General features: G+C 52.8%; 16 protein-coding genes. 10 read left to right on the top strand and 6 right to left on the bottom strand.

Annotation, left to right across the window (positions count from 1 at the left end):
• The first annotated feature begins 177 nt into the window (after positions 1-177).
• The 7 genes from acnB to KI809_RS08805 all read left to right on the top strand — a co-directional run bounded on the left by acnB (position 178) and on the right by KI809_RS08805 (position 7,907).
• Positions 178-2,721 (top strand): bifunctional aconitate hydratase 2/2-methylisocitrate dehydratase, encoded by a 2,544-nt coding sequence (acnB, locus tag KI809_RS08835; RefSeq protein WP_214171187.1) that lies wholly within the window; start codon positions 178-180, stop codon positions 2,719-2,721.
• 183 nt (positions 2,722-2,904) lie between these two features.
• Entirely contained in the window at positions 2,905-3,672 is a 768-nt protein-coding gene (gene ku, locus KI809_RS08830) for a non-homologous end joining protein Ku (RefSeq protein ID WP_214171186.1), read from the top strand.
• A 12-nt stretch (positions 3,673-3,684) separates the two neighbouring features.
• On the top strand, positions 3,685-4,467 hold the full coding sequence (ku, locus tag KI809_RS08825; protein WP_214171185.1) for a non-homologous end joining protein Ku: 783 nt from the start codon (positions 3,685-3,687) through the stop codon (positions 4,465-4,467).
• On the top strand, positions 4,464-5,369 hold the full coding sequence (gene ligD, locus KI809_RS08820) for a non-homologous end-joining DNA ligase (RefSeq protein ID WP_214171184.1): 906 nt from the start codon (positions 4,464-4,466) through the stop codon (positions 5,367-5,369). Before ku (KI809_RS08825) ends, ligD (KI809_RS08820) begins: the two co-directional genes overlap by 4 nt.
• A 13-nt stretch (positions 5,370-5,382) precedes the next feature.
• On the top strand, positions 5,383-6,975 hold the full coding sequence (gene ligD / locus KI809_RS20865; protein WP_214171183.1) for a non-homologous end-joining DNA ligase: 1,593 nt from the start codon (positions 5,383-5,385) through the stop codon (positions 6,973-6,975).
• 12 nt (positions 6,976-6,987) lie between these two features.
• Positions 6,988-7,704: a DUF72 domain-containing protein gene (locus KI809_RS08810; RefSeq protein WP_214171182.1), complete on the top strand. Its 717-nt coding sequence runs from the start codon at positions 6,988-6,990 to the stop codon at positions 7,702-7,704.
• Positions 7,705-7,736: 32 nt separating this feature from the next.
• Positions 7,737-7,907, top strand: a complete 171-nt coding sequence (locus tag KI809_RS08805) for a hypothetical protein (protein ID WP_214171181.1) — start codon at positions 7,737-7,739, stop codon at positions 7,905-7,907.
• Between the two features lie 86 nt (positions 7,908-7,993).
• Here the strand turns inward: KI809_RS08805 and KI809_RS08800 are convergent, their stop codons facing one another.
• A complete protein-coding gene (locus KI809_RS08800; RefSeq protein ID WP_214171180.1) occupies positions 7,994-8,440 on the bottom strand; it encodes a cache domain-containing protein in 447 nt (148 codons plus the stop codon).
• A 303-nt stretch (positions 8,441-8,743) separates the two neighbouring features.
• On the opposite strand from KI809_RS08800, the gene mutM reads away from it, so the two are divergent.
• From mutM to KI809_RS08785, 3 genes are all read left to right on the top strand, one after another.
• A complete protein-coding gene (gene mutM / locus KI809_RS08795; RefSeq protein ID WP_214171179.1) occupies positions 8,744-9,547 on the top strand; it encodes a bifunctional DNA-formamidopyrimidine glycosylase/DNA-(apurinic or apyrimidinic site) lyase in 804 nt (267 codons plus the stop codon).
• A gap of 133 nt (positions 9,548-9,680) precedes the next feature.
• Positions 9,681-10,961 (top strand): HD domain-containing phosphohydrolase, encoded by a 1,281-nt coding sequence (locus tag KI809_RS08790; RefSeq protein WP_214171178.1) that lies wholly within the window; start codon positions 9,681-9,683, stop codon positions 10,959-10,961.
• Positions 10,962-11,051: 90 nt separating this feature from the next.
• On the top strand, positions 11,052-11,471 hold the full coding sequence (locus KI809_RS08785; RefSeq protein ID WP_214171177.1) for a bacteriohemerythrin: 420 nt from the start codon (positions 11,052-11,054) through the stop codon (positions 11,469-11,471).
• Positions 11,472-11,515: 44 nt separating this feature from the next.
• Here KI809_RS08785 and KI809_RS08780 read toward each other — a convergent pair whose 3' ends face one another.
• The 5 genes from KI809_RS08780 to KI809_RS08760 all read right to left on the bottom strand — a co-directional run bounded on the left by KI809_RS08780 (position 11,516) and on the right by KI809_RS08760 (position 14,808).
• A complete protein-coding gene (locus tag KI809_RS08780; protein ID WP_214171176.1) occupies positions 11,516-12,049 on the bottom strand; it encodes a DUF4337 domain-containing protein in 534 nt (177 codons plus the stop codon).
• Positions 12,050-12,139: 90 nt separating this feature from the next.
• Positions 12,140-13,417: a hypothetical protein gene (locus KI809_RS08775; protein ID WP_214171175.1), complete on the bottom strand. Its 1,278-nt coding sequence runs from the start codon at positions 13,415-13,417 to the stop codon at positions 12,140-12,142.
• A 136-nt stretch (positions 13,418-13,553) separates the two neighbouring features.
• Positions 13,554-13,820 (bottom strand): hypothetical protein, encoded by a 267-nt coding sequence (locus tag KI809_RS08770; RefSeq protein ID WP_214171174.1) that lies wholly within the window; start codon positions 13,818-13,820, stop codon positions 13,554-13,556.
• A gap of 79 nt (positions 13,821-13,899) precedes the next feature.
• Positions 13,900-14,055 carry a hypothetical protein gene (locus KI809_RS08765; protein WP_214171173.1) on the bottom strand — a complete coding sequence of 52 codons (156 nt, stop codon included), beginning with the start codon at positions 14,053-14,055 and terminating at the stop codon, positions 13,900-13,902.
• Positions 14,056-14,073: 18 nt separating this feature from the next.
• Positions 14,074-14,808, bottom strand: coding sequence for a sigma-70 family RNA polymerase sigma factor (locus KI809_RS08760; protein WP_281416871.1), 735 nt, complete (start codon positions 14,806-14,808; stop codon positions 14,074-14,076).
• Positions 14,809-14,825: the final 17 nt, after the last annotated feature.

Here is a 14,825-nt window from a genome sequence, read left to right as displayed (position 1 = left end):
GTGCCCCGTTTTTTTATGGCTTCACTGGTTCAGCGTTTATAAACGCACGTAGAGATAGGAATTGACAAAAGCAGCCGAAAATTGTATACAGTATCCGCTTAACCATCTGCAATTCGTTGGGAAACCACCTAAAAAACAAGAAGTTCAGGATCTATCAATCCAGAGGAGGATGACCGCATGATCGAAGCATATCTCGCCCACGAAGCCGAGCGCAAGGCCCAGGGAATCCCGGCACTGCCGCTCAACCCTGAGCAGACCGCAGATCTCTGCAAGCTGCTGGAAGCACCCCCGGCAGGCAAAGAGGAATTTCTTCTTAACCTTCTGAAAGAACGCGTTTCTCCCGGTGTTGATCCGGCTGCTGAAGTGAAAGCAGCGTTCCTTGCCGAGATCCTCAAAGGCACCAAGAAGTCCCCGCTGGTTTCCAAGGTCGATGCCGTTCGTATTCTCGGTACCATGATCGGTGGCTACAACGTTGGTCCGCTGGTTGATGCCCTCAAGGACGCCGAGCTGGCCGAAGAGGCTGCTTGCGCCCTGTCCGGCATGACTCTGGTTTATGACGGTTTCGATAAGGTTGTGGAGCTCTCTAAGTCCAATGCCTCTGCCATGAAGGTTCTTCAGTCCTGGGCCAATGCCGAGTGGTTCACCAAGCGCCCCGGCGTGCCCGAAACCATCAAAGTCAAGGTTTTCAAGGTAGAAGGAGAGATCAACACCGATGACTTCTCACCTGCTGGTGATGCCTGGAGCCGTCCTGATATCCCACTGCACGCCCTGGCAATGGGCAAGACCCGCTTCCCCAACCGTCTCAAGGATATTGCCGACTGGCGTGCTGCCGGTCACCAGGTGGCTTTTGTTGGTGACGTTGTCGGAACCGGCTCTTCCCGTAAGTCTGCTTGCAACTCGGTTCTTTGGCACATGGGCCAGGATATCCCCTGTGTACCTAACAAGAAGACCGCTGGCGTTATCATCGGCGGCGTAATTGCCCCGATCTTCTTCAATACCGCCCAGGACTCCGGCGCACTGCCGCTCAAGGCAGATGTTACCAAGATGAATGATGGCGACATCATCACCATCAACGCCAGCAAGGGCGAGATCTCCAACGACAAGGGTGAGGTCATCTCCACCTTCAAAATTTCCCCCAATACCCTGGCCGACGAGTACCGCGCCGGTGGCCGCATCCCGCTGATCATAGGCCGCGCTGTAACTGACAGGGCTCGCAAGGCGCTTGGTCTTGGTGCGACAGATGTCTTTACTCTGCCGGTCAATCCGGTTGCCAAGGCTGATCAGGGTTACTCCCTGGCCCAGAAGATGGTCGGCAAGGCCTGCGGCGTAACCGGTGTCCTTCCGGGTACTGCCTGCGAGCCGAAGATGACCACCGTCGGTTCCCAGGACACCACCGGCCCGATGACTGCCGACGAGCTCAAGGAACTGGCCTGCCTCAAGTTCCTGTCGCCGATGTTCATGCAGTCGTTCTGCCACACAGCCGCCTATCCGAAGCCGGCTGACGTGAAGATGCACAAGAATCTCCCCAAGTTCATCACCGACCGTGGCGGCGTACCTCTGAAGCCGGGCGACGGCGTTATCCACTCATGGTTGAACCGCCTGCTGCTCCCTGACACTGTAGGTACCGGCGGCGACTCCCACACCCGCTTCCCGATCGGCATCTCCTTCCCGGCAGGTTCCGGCCTGGTTGCCTTTGCCGGCGCCATGGGCTTCATGCCGCTCGACATGCCGGAATCGGTCCTGGTTCGCTTCAAGGGTAAGCTCAATCCGGGCATCACCCTGCGCGACGTGGTCAACGCCATTCCATTCTGGGCTATCAAGCAGGGCAAACTGACTGTACCCAAGAAGAACAAGATCAATATCTTCAATGGCCGCATCCTCGAAATGGAAGGGCTTCCTGACCTGACCGTGGAGCAGGCATTCGAACTGACTGATGCCGCTGCCGAGCGTTCTGCAGCAGCTGGCTGCATCCAGCTCTCCAAAGAGAGCGTGGCCACCTACCTCCGTTCCAACGTGGCGCTGATGAAGCAGATGATCAAGGACGGCTACCAGGACGCCAAGACCCTGCAGAACCGGATCGACGCGGTCAATGCCTGGCTCGCCAAGCCGGAACTGCTTGAGGCCGACAAGAACGCCCAGGCCACCGGTGCTTATGCCGACGTGATCGAGATCGATCTCGCAGAGATCACCGAGCCGATCCTCGCCTGTCCGAACGATCCGGACGATGTCAAGCTCCTCTCCGAAGTTGCCGGCACCCCGATCCAGGACATCTTCCTCGGTTCCTGCATGACCAACATCGGTCACTTCCGCGCTGCTGCCGAGATCTGGCGTGGCCTGAAGTTCAATCCGGGCGTTCGTACCTGGATCTGCCCGCCGACCCGCATGGATCAGCAGAAGCTCAAGGACGAGGCCTACTTCTCGGTCTACAGCGCCTTTGGTGCCAGGATCGAGATCGCTGGCTGCTCACTCTGCATGGGCAACCAGGCTCGCGTACCCGATGGGGTCAATATGTTCTCCACCTCGACCCGTAACTTCGACGACCGTATCGGCGATGGCGCCAAGGTGTTCCTCGGTTCCGCCGAGCTGGGCGCAGTTACCGCCACCATGGGCAAGCTCCCTACCGTTGCCGAGTTCATGGCAGTTTACAAGGAGAAGGTCGAGCCGAAGAAAGAGGCAATCTACAAGTATCTGCAGTTTGATGAGATGCCGGAATATAAGTAGTTAAGAAGCATTTGCTGAAGCAAGGTCTTTTATCAAAGATAAATTCCCTTGCTGATATAACCCCTGTTCGGGCTTGCCCGGTCAGGGGTTTTTTTTTATTGTTGAAGCATGCCAGCCATAAAATTTGTGCAATAATTTTTATATGAGCAGTAATTACAGCAGGTGCTTTATGGAGGATACTTGATGGCGACAACGATCTGGAAAGGGGTCATCTCTCTCGATGAAACTGAGGTGCCGGTGAAACTTCACGCCGCGGTCAAGGAGGAGCGGATTCAGTTTCACCTGCTGCACAAACGTGATGGGGTAAGATTGCACCAGCAAATGATCTGTGCCTATGAGAAGAAACCGGTACCGGTTACAGCCCAGACCAAGGGGTTTGAGGTGGAAAAAGGTAAATACCTCATCTTCGATCCTGCTGAGTTGGAACAGACTGCTCCCGAAGGAAGCCGTCAGATCGAACTCCACGAATTCGTCGGCAGCGGTCGGATTGATCCGATCTATCTCGAACATGTCTACTATTTGGAGCCTGACAGTGCCCCGGAGAAATACAACGCGCTGGTCGCGGCGCTGCAGGAGATGGCCACGGAAGGGATTTGCACCTGGACCATGCGAAAGCGCTCTTATCTTGGGGTGCTGCAGGCCAGGGGCAAGATCCTGCGCCTGAATACGCTACGCTATGCCGATGAGGTGGTTGCGGTTAATGCACTTGAACTGCAGGAGATTGCTATGTCCGAAAGGGAACTGCAGATCGGCAGCGACCTGATCAACCAGATGACTGCTCCCTTTCAGCCGGAGAAATTCGTGAATGAACATCAGCAGAAGCTGCAAAGGCTCATTGAGCAAAAGGCCCGCGGCGAAAAAGTTGTGCTGCTGCGCCCCAAGGTTTTGAAGCCCACGGAATCGGACAAGCTGCTTGAGGCGCTTGAGGCGAGCCTGAAGAAAGTGGCCTGAGGGGGATGACAGATGGCTCAGGGAATATGGAGCGGTACAATCAGTTTCAGCCTGGTGGCGATTCCGGTGCAGCTGGTGAAGGCTGTGGAGCCGGGTCGGATCTCGTTTCGCCTGCTGCACAGCGAGGATTACTCTCCCCTTGCCAGGAGGATGTTTTGCCCAGAGCAGGAAACAATGGTCCCGCCGGAGGAGACCATCAGGGGGTATGAAATCGGACCCGACCGCTACCTGGCGATTACTGACGAGGAGCTAGAATCGGTGACGCCGGAACGGAGCCGCACGATCGAGATCGTCGAGTTCATTGATCTGCAGGAAGTTGATTCGATCTATTTCGATCATCCCTATTATCTCGTTCCTTTGAAGGGGGGGGAGAAATCATATCGGCTGCTAGCCGAGGTGATGCGCCGCACTAACAAGGCCGGGCTCGCCAAGTTTGTGCTAGCCGAACGCGAGTACCTGGTGGCGGTAAGGAGTATTGATGGTGCGCTAGCCCTGACCACGCTTCATTATGGTGATGAAGTTCTTCCTAGTGAGGAAATCTTGCCGCAGACAGACCAGGTAGACATTGACGTAAAAGGCAGCATGAAAAAAAGCATTAAACAGATGCTGACCGAGTTTGCGCCTGGGAAATATGCCAATCAGCGCCGGGAAAGGATCTTGGATCTCATCGGGAAGAAGATGCGGGAGCAGACCCCAGTGGAAGCTCCGCAGGCAGGGGAGGAAGAGGGTAGCGGTCCGGTTGACTTGGTCGCCGCGCTGGAGGAGATCATGCGTAAAATGAAGGAGCAGCGTTGAGCTCGGAATTTGTTGAAATCGATGGGAACAGACTCGCCCTGTCAAACCTGGAAAAGGAGCTTTACCCAGCTTACGGGTTCACCAAGGCTCAGGTTCTTGAATATTACCGCCGGATTGCCGGGTTCATCCTCCCTCATCTGCACGACCGGGCATTAACCCTCAAGCGTTATCCGCAAGGGGTAGGCGGAGAATTTTTCTTCGAGAAACGCTGCCCGTCACATCGTCCCAGTTGGGTGCAAACCGCCGGGATCTCTCGGGACGGCGGCGAACCGATGACCGTTTGCCTAGTCAACGACCTGGAAACGCTGCTCTGGGTGGCGAACCTTGCCTCCCTTGAGCTCCATGTGCCGTTGGCCAGGGCCGGTTCGCCGGAGACGCCAGATGCCTTGGTCTTTGACCTTGACCCTGGCGAGCCGGCGGATATCTGCGACTGCGCCCAGGTGGCATTGCTGCTCCGGGAGATCCTTTCCCGGCTTGGTCTGGCAAGCTGGGTGAAAACCTCGGGGTTGAAGGGGCTCCATGTCTTTGTCCCTTTGAACCGTGCGGAGACCACTTTTATGGAAACTAAGCAGTTCACCAAGACCCTGGCGGTAATGCTTGAGAAAAACTACCCGGAGTTGGTAACTGCAAAAATGGCGAAAGAATTGCGTAAAGGCAAGGTCTTCATCAACTGGTCGCAGAACGACTCATCGCTTACCATGGTCTGCGTTTATTCCCTGCGAGCCCGGCAGAAGCCGGTCGTTTCGTTTCCCCTTGCCTGGCATGAGCTGGAGATCTTGAAGGCCGCTGGGGAGCCGGAAATGTTTCAGATTGGCCCTGAGGAGGCGCTGCGTCGGACTGAAAATACGGGTGATCTTTTTCACGAACTGCTGGCAGTAAAACAGAAATTGCCATACCTTTGACGGAGCTTGTGACGTGACTGATCAGGGACTTGCGGAATACGTAGCGAAACGGAAATTTGGGCAAACACCCGAACCGGAACCAGGCCTTCGCCCTGACCAGGACCAGCTCACCTTCGTGATCCACAAGCACGCGGCCCGTGCCCTCCATTACGACATTCGCCTTGAGTTGGCAGGGGTGCTCAAGAGTTGGGCCTGTCCCAAGGGGCCTTCGCTCGATCCGAGCGTCAAGCGGCTTGCTGTAATGGTTGAAGACCACCCGCTGGCGTACCGAGACTTTGAAGGGGTCATACCTGAGGGTAATTATGGCGCCGGGAGCGTCATCATCTGGGACCGGGGGATTTATCGTCATCCTTTGGCCAAGGATGGCGAGGACAGTGAGAAACTGCTGCTGGAGGGGTTGCGCAAAGGGGATCTCAAGTTTGTCCTGCACGGAGAAAAGCTGCGTGGTGAATTCGCCCTGGTGAAAAGCCGGAAGGACGAAAAGTCGTGGTTGCTGCTGAAGAAGCGTGATAGCTATGCGACTGGAGGGGACATTCTCATTGAAAACCGCTCCGTTGTGTCCGACCGGACCCTGGAAGAGGTGTTGTCAGCGGCAACAGCGACAGCCGGGGATAAGGTCCCCGGTCGGATCCGCTTACGGGAAGCGCTGGAAAGCGCCGAGTTGCATGGGGCGCCTACTGGTCTGATGCCGCAGGCGATACACCCGATGCTTGCCACCCCGGTAGCAGAACCGTTTGACCACCCGGACTGGCTCTTTGAGGTGAAATGGGACGGTTACCGGGCCGTGGCCGAAGTCCGGGACGGGGAAGTGGCACTTTATTCCCGAAATCAGATCTCATTGCACAGCAAGTTTCCTCCCATCGCGGATGCGTTACGCAAACTCAGGTTTGACGCAGTACTTGACGGAGAAATCGTGGTTGTGGACAATCAGGGGCGTCCTGACTTCCAGCTACTGCAGGATTACAGGAAGTCCGGCAGCGGTTATCTGCTCTACTATGTTTTTGATCTTCTTTATTTCCAGGGGCACGACCTGACCGGTTTACCCCTGCTCAAGAGAAAGGAACTGCTGAAAAAAGTCCTGCCGGCCCTGCCACATATCAGATTCAGTGACCATGTGCTGGAGGATGGGGTTCTGTTTTTCAAACTCGTCAAAGATCAGGGGCTGGAAGGTATAATCGCCAAACAGTGTCAAAGCCTGTACCTGATCGGAAAAAGAAGCCGGCAATGGCTGAAGGTGAAGGCGCAGCTCACCCAGGAGGGCGTTATTGCCGGATTCACGGCACCGCGCGGCATGAGACCACATTTTGGCACTCTGGTCCTGGGTGTTTTCGAAAAGGGTGAACTGATCCATATCGGCCATGCAGGAGGTGGTTTCTCGGCGAAAGATCTTAAAGAAATCCGGCAAAAACTAGCGCCTTTGGTCCAATCAGCGTGTCCTTTCACGGTGCCGCCCAAGACCAATGCACCGCCCACCTGGGTAAAGCCGGAGCTGGTTTGCGAGGTTGCCCTGACTGGCTGGACCGAGGAAGGGGTTATGCGCCATCCGGTATTCAAGCGGATGAGAGAGGACAAGGTTGCCGCTGAGGTGGTACGTGACAGCGGTTGAAGGAGTGGCATTATGAAAATTCATGTCGGAACGAGCGGCTATGGCTACAAAGAATGGAAAGGGATTTTCTATCCGGAAAAGATTGCTCCCCATGACATGTTGCACTACTATGGCGAGCAGTTCAAGGCAGTGGAGATCAACTATACCTTCTACCACATGCCCACAGTGGCCGGACTCACCTCCTGGTTCGAACAGGTCCCGGACGATTTTATCTTTGCGCTAAAAGCGCCCCAGGTTATCACCCATTTTAAGCTGCTGAAAAACGTCGGGGAGGAGACCAAGTACTTTTTCCGGACCTTGTCGGTCCTGGAGAACAAGCTGGGGCCGGCCCTGTTCCAGTTCCCCGGAAGTTTTCGGGTGAACCGCCAGGCGTTGGAGGATTTCCTCGCTCTGATCCCCGGCAATGCGCTGTGCACCTTTGATTTTCGCAGCAAGAGCTGGTTCAAAGATGAGATCCTGGAGCTCCTTCAGGCAAAAGGGTGCAGTCTCTGTGTAGAGGATACCGATGAGAAGCCTGCCCATGAGATCATCAGCACCGGGCCCTGGGGATATCTGCGTCTGCGCCGCACTGATTACACGGAGGATGACCTGTCGCGATGGCTGGAAATGATCCTCGCACAGCAGTGGGAGAGGGCCTTTGTGTTCTTCAAGCATGAGCAAGAGGCCAAGGGGCCTGAACTGGCGAAGCGTTTCCTGGAACTTGCCGGCGCCAGGATCATTAATCGCTAAGCCTGATGCAATTCCGGCAGTGAGGTTCTCGGGTGAAAAAACTTTTATCATGGGGTGCAGTTGGTCTACTGACCACTGCCATACTAGATCCGATCGCTTATTCCATGCTCGATCTGCCAATCCCTTGGCTGCGCGACCTGGTAATGGCTACCGGTGGTGTTGTCTGTTTTTATCTGCTGATAAAGTATCGTAACGATCTTTAGTGGTGATTACTGGGGGACAAAAGAAAAGGGGCAAGGCGTGTATTGCCTGTGCCCCGTGCAATGACATTTACGACAAAGAATTTAGATTATTTGTAATAACCTACAGCACAGACCTGATCTCCGACCTTGGTGACATACGACAGTTTCTGTACCGGTTCAGTGGTGCCGGGACGCGGCCACATGTAAGAAACATCAGCGATTGCTCCATCTTTGGCTGCAGCATAGATCTCCTGACCGAGAGGTTTGCCAACCTTATCTTTAAGGTCCTTGAGACTTTTGCCAACAAGTGTCGGATGCGCTGTGAAGATTCCATCCGGTCCGCCGCAGAACGGATAGAGGTCACGGTCCTTGAACCCCCCTTCGCCTTTGGTGAATTTTGCCAGCGCATCGGCTTTGTTGGCCTTGAGCGCGTCAACAGCCTTCTCAAGCATGGCTTTGGCCTCATCAGCTGTTCCAAAATTCCCGGCAAAAACAGGTTGTGCCGATACGATCAGCATGGCAGCAAGCGCAAAAAACAGAGAAATTCGTTTCATCATAGACTCCTTTTCGAGTAATGTTCATCTTAGTGTGTTGAGAATATAACAATATTATACAAAAATACAACAATAATAAATTTAATGCTTATTTGAGAAGGCTTATTGCAATTAAGGTTATTTAAAATAAATACTTGGTATTTGTATTATGTGTATAACCGTGTTGTGTAAAGTGTTAAGCTGAAGAGTTAGCTGGTTCGTCTAGTACTCAAATGCCAGAAATGAGATAAGCCGATAATCGATGTGTGGAGATTTTGCTGAATAGAGACGAAGTCTTGGCGATATTTATTTAAGAGGTTTATGATGCCCGAACTACCTGAAGTTGAAGTGACCCGGCTGAGACTGGGGCGTGAGCTTGTCGGCAAGCAAATCATGCAGGTTGTGATACGGGCCGCTAAGCTTCGATTGCCTATACCGTCAGATTTAAAAGAGGTGTTGCCTGGCCGGGTTTTAACCTCTGTCGTACGGCGGGGGAAGTATCTCTTGTTTTTCTGTGATGGCGGTTGCCTGATCATTCATTTGGGGATGACCGGTTTCCTGCAGTTGCTTGCGGTGGAAACAAAGGCGGGTAAACATGACCATCTCGATATTGTTTTCTCTGACAACTCTGTACTGCGCTTCCATGACCCGCGCAAATTCGGCACAGTTATCTGGACCACCGAGGATCCTGCAGGCCATCCGCTCCTGGCAACCATAGGTCCGGAACCTTTAACTACCCTCTTTGACGGGACCTATCTGTTCACTGTAAGCAGATCGCGAACGGTTGCCGTTAAGCAGATGATCATGAATTCGGCAGTAGTCGCAGGTGTCGGTAATATCTACGCCAATGAAGCACTGTTCCGGGCGGGCATTCTGCCGTCACGCCTAGCGTGCTCCCTGACTCTGATGGAGTGTGAGCGACTTGTGGCAGCAATACGCGACGTATTGACGGAATCCATTGACTCTGGGAGTACTTTCACTGTTACTGAAGGGCTGGTTAGCTATCACCCGCTGGTGTTCAACGTCTATGGTCGGAGCGGGGAGTTGTGCCCTGTCTGCGGGGCAACTCTGGAAAGCTCACGACTGGGCAATCGCAGTACAGTCTTTTGCTCCCGATGTCAGCGATGATTCAGAATGACCCAGTGTGTGGTAAGTGGGAGAAGGAGTGATATATTTATATTAGCTGCTGATAATTAAGATATGGTTTGGGTTCTGATCTCATTGAAGTTGAAAAGGGCCAGGTGTCTGGAAGGCAAGACATATGCTGGTAAAAAAAGATTTTCATATCCCTCTCTTTGATCTGATCACCTGCTTGTCGGATGTTATCGATATGGTGAATTCAGATCTGGTGAATCACCATACGACGGTGGGCTATATCGCTTATCTTATAGGCACGCAGCTGGATCTGCCACGGAGGGAGCGTTATGAGCTGCTGTTAGCCGGCAAACTGCACGATATCGGTGCGTTGTCGTGCCGTGAGCGGATCGAAACCCTGAAATTTGAGGTTAGCAATCCTTACCGGCACGCCGAAATGGGGTGGCTGTTGCTGCGTGGCTTTCGGCCCCTTGCCGGAGCTGCCGAACTAATCCGCTTTCATCATATCAATTGGGATAATGGTGCCGGCAGTGCTTTTAATGGGGGACCGGTACCGATCGGCAGTCATATCTTGCACTTGGCTGACAGGGTGGCCGTACTGGTAAATAAACAGAGCCACATTCTCTCCCAGACGAAACAGATATGCCGGGCAATAGAGGCACAATCAGGGGTGATGTTTATGCCTGATGTTGTGGAGGCCTATATGCAACTGGCTGACAAGGAGTATTTCTGGCTTGATCTGGACTCTCCTGCAGTGACCTCGCTATTACGCCGTCGGGTGAACCTGGAAACGATTGAATTGGACCTTAACGGCATTTTGAGCCTGGGCAAGGTATTTTCGAGAATTATTGACTTTAGAAGCCGGTTCACTGCTACTCATTCCAGTGGTGTCGCGGCCAGTGCTGCGGCGCTGGCCCGCTTAGTCGGTTTTTCTGAAGATGAGTGTGTAAAAATGCAGCTAGCTGGCTACCTGCATGATCTGGGTAAGCTGGCTGTTCCGGCGGAAATCCTGGAAAAACCGGGGGCTCTGACCCAGCAGGAGCGGGATATCATCCGCTCTCATCCGTACTATACTTATCGCACTCTTGAGCGCATCAGCGATATGGGGATCATTAATGCATGGTGCTCATTTCACCATGAATGCCTGAACGGAAACGGGTATCCTTTCCATCTGGGTAGTGCTGACCTGCCTCTCGGGTCTCGGATTATGGCGGTTGCTGATGTATTTACCGCTATTACCGAGAATCGGCCCTATCGTGAGGGGATGTCTCTGGATGGGGCCATGGCAGTGCTAGACGGCATGGCGAAAAGCGCTGCTCTGGATTCAAGCGTTGTTGCTACCCTGTTCAGTAATTTTGCCGAAATCAATGCCATTCGTCTGGCTGCTCAGACGGCAACAAGTCGTGAATACGGTCAGATCCTGCAACAGTTGGAGTCGGTTTCCTGATGCTGAGCTTGTCGGTTTGGTATGCAATGCCAAGTCAATGAGAATAGGCTGTGTAACGGTTGTTAATTATTCTGAACCAGGCGGTAACTGATGATCACAAGTTGGAATGAAGAGATGGCAACCGGCTGCGATGAGATCGACAGCCAGCACAAGGATTTATTGCGCAAGGTCGATGACCTGTTAAGGGCAAGCAAGGCATTGAGAGGGCATGAGGAGATTGCTCGACTTATCTGGTTTTTGAAAAGGTACGTGCGCAAGCACTTCAGGGATGAAGAACGACTCCAGCTAACCAGCGGTTATCCCGGTTACCAACTGCACAAGGCCCAGCATGATCACTTCTATCGTGAAGTGAATCGGCTGGAAGCGCGTTTTGCCAAAGAAGGGCCTAACACCAATCTGATTGTCCAGGCTATCCAGATGATGTGCGCTTGGCTGCATGATCACTTCCACCGGGTGGATATGGAGTTGGTGGCATATCTGCGGGAAATGAACAAATCAGAGCACCAGTAGCCGGTTCACACGGTTGGTGGCTAACTTGTGATTTTCCCGTGCCGCTAATAAAAAAGCAGCCAGGCGTCAAGGAAGAAGAACAACCATCCGGAACAGGCAGCCAAGCCGATATGCCAGAGATAATGCCTTTTCGTGAGTGATGCGACTGACGAAAGCATGATGGCGATCTGCAGGAAGATCAGGCTGTACCCGAAGTTCCCAGCCATTGACTGCGCTCGTTCTTTACTCTGCGCCAGGCTCTCTGCCTTGGCCTTGATCTCTTTCTTCTCTCCCTCGTAGCGTTTTATCTGCCCAGTATAGTCTCCAATGATCTTTCGATACTGATCAACCGTTTCTTTGTTGAGTTTTCCCGCTCCGGCCAGGAGTTCCAACTCCAGGCGTTCCTTCTGGATCTCATAGGTGTGCCCTTTGATGCTTTTGGCCTGATAATAAGCCCACTGGTTGCTCTCCTGCCCCTGCATCAGCACGGCGCGAGATGAGTATTTGCCGACGTAGAGTGTTGTGACAGCCGCCAGTACTGCCATGACCGCAGTTGACAGTGCCAGGGCGCTCATCCAGCGTTCTTTCTGATCTGCCATTGAAATCTTCCTCCTGAACTAACGAATTGCTGCGCTAAAGATAATTGGACTTGGCAATTATTTCAAGGGGTGGGCGTGACTCGCTCTTTATCATCCGAAGCGATAAATCAGCCTGCCATCATGGTAGAGCTCTACAGGCCCATCCTGGGATACCTTAATGACCTTGCCGAAGAATGATGCCGCACTTGCTGCAGTTGTGCGTCCGCCACCAGTGACGACCTCACGGGCATGGGAGGTGTCGATGATGAATCCTGTCTCCATCAGTTTTCCGGTACGGTTGAAGATTGTCATGCCGTCTGATGAAAGAATCCGGAGCAGGGTGCCGGCTTGCTTCAGCTCACCGATATGTCGCCCTTTGACCCGGCTGATCAAGAACCTGCCGATGGCATCGTCACCTCCGACATACCCTTTTTTCAAGTCGTCAAGCTTGCGTGCGGTTCCGTTGTATATCAGGATAACTGTTCCATGCCTGAGTTTGGAGAGTGCATAGACAGTCCAGAGGAGGTCGTCGGCAGATGTTTCGTCGATGCTGCCTTTAAGGAATGACCGGATAATATCCGGATCAAAGATTGCCCAGACCCCTTTGCGTCGTACCAGAAGCTTGTCCGGGGTAGTCATGATTTCGATTTCGGACGATTCGTTTACTTTTACAGCGAACGCCCCAGCACCGGCGCTTCTGACTATGGAAAATATTTCACGGTGAGTCAGCCGTTCCACTTCATTGGTCTCTTCGGAGCTGCTGGTCCTGATAACACCGGTTACCTGCATCAGGATGTTGGCAACAAAAAAAAGGTTGTTACCGTCAATGAAGCGGTAGGTGAGGGGGTTTTCAAAAAAATCGGCTGATATGGCATGGGATGGCTTCAGGGTTATCATGGTGTGCTTCCGGTAGCGCAGCAGTTTATTGAGTTCCGGCAGTGTTGTCCGGTGAACAATAAAACCGGAAGTCGCCGGTTTATCTTCATAACGCTGATACGAGAGGTTTTTCAGAAGTTGTACCAGCTGTTGAATGGGCCAGAACCCCTTTTTGCTGTCACCACGTAGAGACCTGGCAACAGTGATATCCATGATTGAGGCAAGTAGCGCAGTTCTGAAGTGCGCTGCGTAACCTACTTGTCTGAACCCTTCATAGAGTGCAGTAAAGGCCGTTAACAGCTCTTTGCAGAACCTCTCTTCAGAGCTTGTGAAGTCAAGATACAAGCGGGATGCCGTAAAAGTGTACGGCTGTTCCTCAATGGTAACGGTTTTGAGTATTGTGAGACGGTCGTCTGAAAAGGCTTCTTGTGTTCCGGCGACAAGATCAACTTCAGCGCCCCCTAGAAAGGAGCGGATGTTCCCCTTGATTGCATCAAAAACTGTTATCGGCATGTATGCTCCGCTTGTATGTGTTGCTACAAATTTACCATTTGCCGCGGAAAGGGCAATCGGTCTTGAAATGTCGTAGAAAAAAGCCCACCAGGACCTGTCCTGATGGGCTTTCACCTGATTCTATGAATAGTGGCGGTTAAATGAGGTACTCTTTGACTATCTGTTGGATGCCGCCAGTCTCTTTTTCCGCTGCGGCTTTGCGCTCATCCAGGGACAACAGCTGATGCAGGTGCCTGCGAGCCTTTTTACGATTGCCGGCAATAGTTTCGGTCATTTTGCACAGGATGCCGACAGGCAGACCGTTTCGGTAACCTTCAACGAGTTTTGCAATCTCTTCTCGCTTTCGCTTCTCGGTCCAGGTACTGAATTCTGATGCGCCCAAGTCATTATTCTGGAAAAACATGGAGCCTCCTCAACTGCATAAACTAATATCAGAGGCACATCCTACTGAAATAGACGGAGCATGTCCAGATGTTTGGGAGTTATTTTGCCGACATCTTTACATATACGTAGATGATCAACAGAAAGGGAAACGAGGAGAAAGCTGCTTCCAAGTTGCCGTTGTACAGCGACCAAGTGCCGAACACGATTACCACTGATGCAAACAGCAACGTCAATAATGCGGGGAGTCTTTTCATAGAAGGGTTTCTAAAGGGTCACCGGTATAGCTTCATCTTGACCCGAAGGCGAAGAATGGCTTGGCCATGCAGCTGACAGATGCGCGATTCCTTGAGGTGCATCGCTTTGCCGATCTCTTTGAGGCTCTTGTCTTCGTAATAATACCGGGAAACTATTTCCCGTTCCTTTTCCGGCAGCTCGTCTATGGCTCCAAGGAGTTGATCCGCAGTCTGTTGCCGCACTATCTGGTCGTGAGGGCAGTCTACTGATTCGTTTTCAAGGAGATCGAGCAGTCCGAATGAGGTGCCGTCATTATCTTCCCACGAATCATCCAGGCGCACAACCGAAAGATAGTGAACATCGTCCAGCAGGCTGAAATAATCCTCAAGGTTTAAATCCATGGCCTCGGCAACTTCCTCGCTGGAAGGGTTTCTGCCGAGTTGCTGCTCCAGCTCTGAAAACTTTCTTTCAAGAAGCTTGAATTTTTCGCGCAATGATCGGGAAAGCCAATCCTGTGCCCTGAGTTCGTCAAGAATTGTCCCCCTGATTCGCTGTTCAGCAAATGTCAGGAAACGTACTCCCCGGGTGGGGTCAAAACGGTTCGCAGCCATTATCAGTCCAATAACGGCCGCGCTCATCAGGTCATCACGGTCCAGGTGCGGTGGAAGTTGCGAGGCGATCTTGCGAACGATTCTCTTGGCATGACTCAGGTGGCTGACGATCAATTCATCGCGCACCACGTTGCTGTCCGCAATATTATCGGAATGTTCCATGTTCATTGCTGCATACC

Origin of the sequence: Geoanaerobacter pelophilus, assembly GCF_018476885.1 — a bacterium.
Lineage (GTDB): Bacteria > Desulfobacterota > Desulfuromonadia > Geobacterales > DSM-12255 > Geoanaerobacter > Geoanaerobacter pelophilus.
Note: the sequence above shows the minus strand (reverse complement) of the source record. Positions and strands in the feature narration are given on the sequence as shown.

Bases quoted from the DNA above. Each gene is read 5' to 3' on its own strand.
- ku (WP_214171186.1), top strand. From the start codon at position 2,905: ATGGCGACAACGATCTGGAAAGGGGTCATCTCTCTCGATGAAACTGAG.
- mutM (WP_214171179.1), top strand. From the start codon at position 8,744: ATGCCCGAACTACCTGAAGTTGAAGTGACCCGGCTGAGACTGGGGCGT.
- ku (WP_214171185.1), top strand. From the start codon at position 3,685: ATGGCTCAGGGAATATGGAGCGGTACAATCAGTTTCAGCCTGGTGGCG.
- KI809_RS08770 (WP_214171174.1), bottom strand. From the start codon at position 13,820: ATGTTTTTCCAGAATAATGACTTGGGCGCATCAGAATTCAGTACCTGG.
- KI809_RS08760 (WP_281416871.1), bottom strand. From the start codon at position 14,808: ATGGAACATTCCGATAATATTGCGGACAGCAACGTGGTGCGCGATGAA.
- KI809_RS08775 (WP_214171175.1), bottom strand. From the start codon at position 13,417: ATGCCGATAACAGTTTTTGATGCAATCAAGGGGAACATCCGCTCCTTT.
- KI809_RS08765 (WP_214171173.1), bottom strand. From the start codon at position 14,055: ATGAAAAGACTCCCCGCATTATTGACGTTGCTGTTTGCATCAGTGGTA.
- KI809_RS08790 (WP_214171178.1), top strand. From the start codon at position 9,681: ATGCTGGTAAAAAAAGATTTTCATATCCCTCTCTTTGATCTGATCACC.
- KI809_RS08800 (WP_214171180.1), bottom strand. From the start codon at position 8,440: ATGAAACGAATTTCTCTGTTTTTTGCGCTTGCTGCCATGCTGATCGTA.
- acnB (WP_214171187.1), top strand. From the start codon at position 178: ATGATCGAAGCATATCTCGCCCACGAAGCCGAGCGCAAGGCCCAGGGA.
- KI809_RS08780 (WP_214171176.1), bottom strand. From the start codon at position 12,049: ATGGCAGATCAGAAAGAACGCTGGATGAGCGCCCTGGCACTGTCAACT.
- KI809_RS08785 (WP_214171177.1), top strand. From the start codon at position 11,052: ATGATCACAAGTTGGAATGAAGAGATGGCAACCGGCTGCGATGAGATC.
- KI809_RS08810 (WP_214171182.1), top strand. From the start codon at position 6,988: ATGAAAATTCATGTCGGAACGAGCGGCTATGGCTACAAAGAATGGAAA.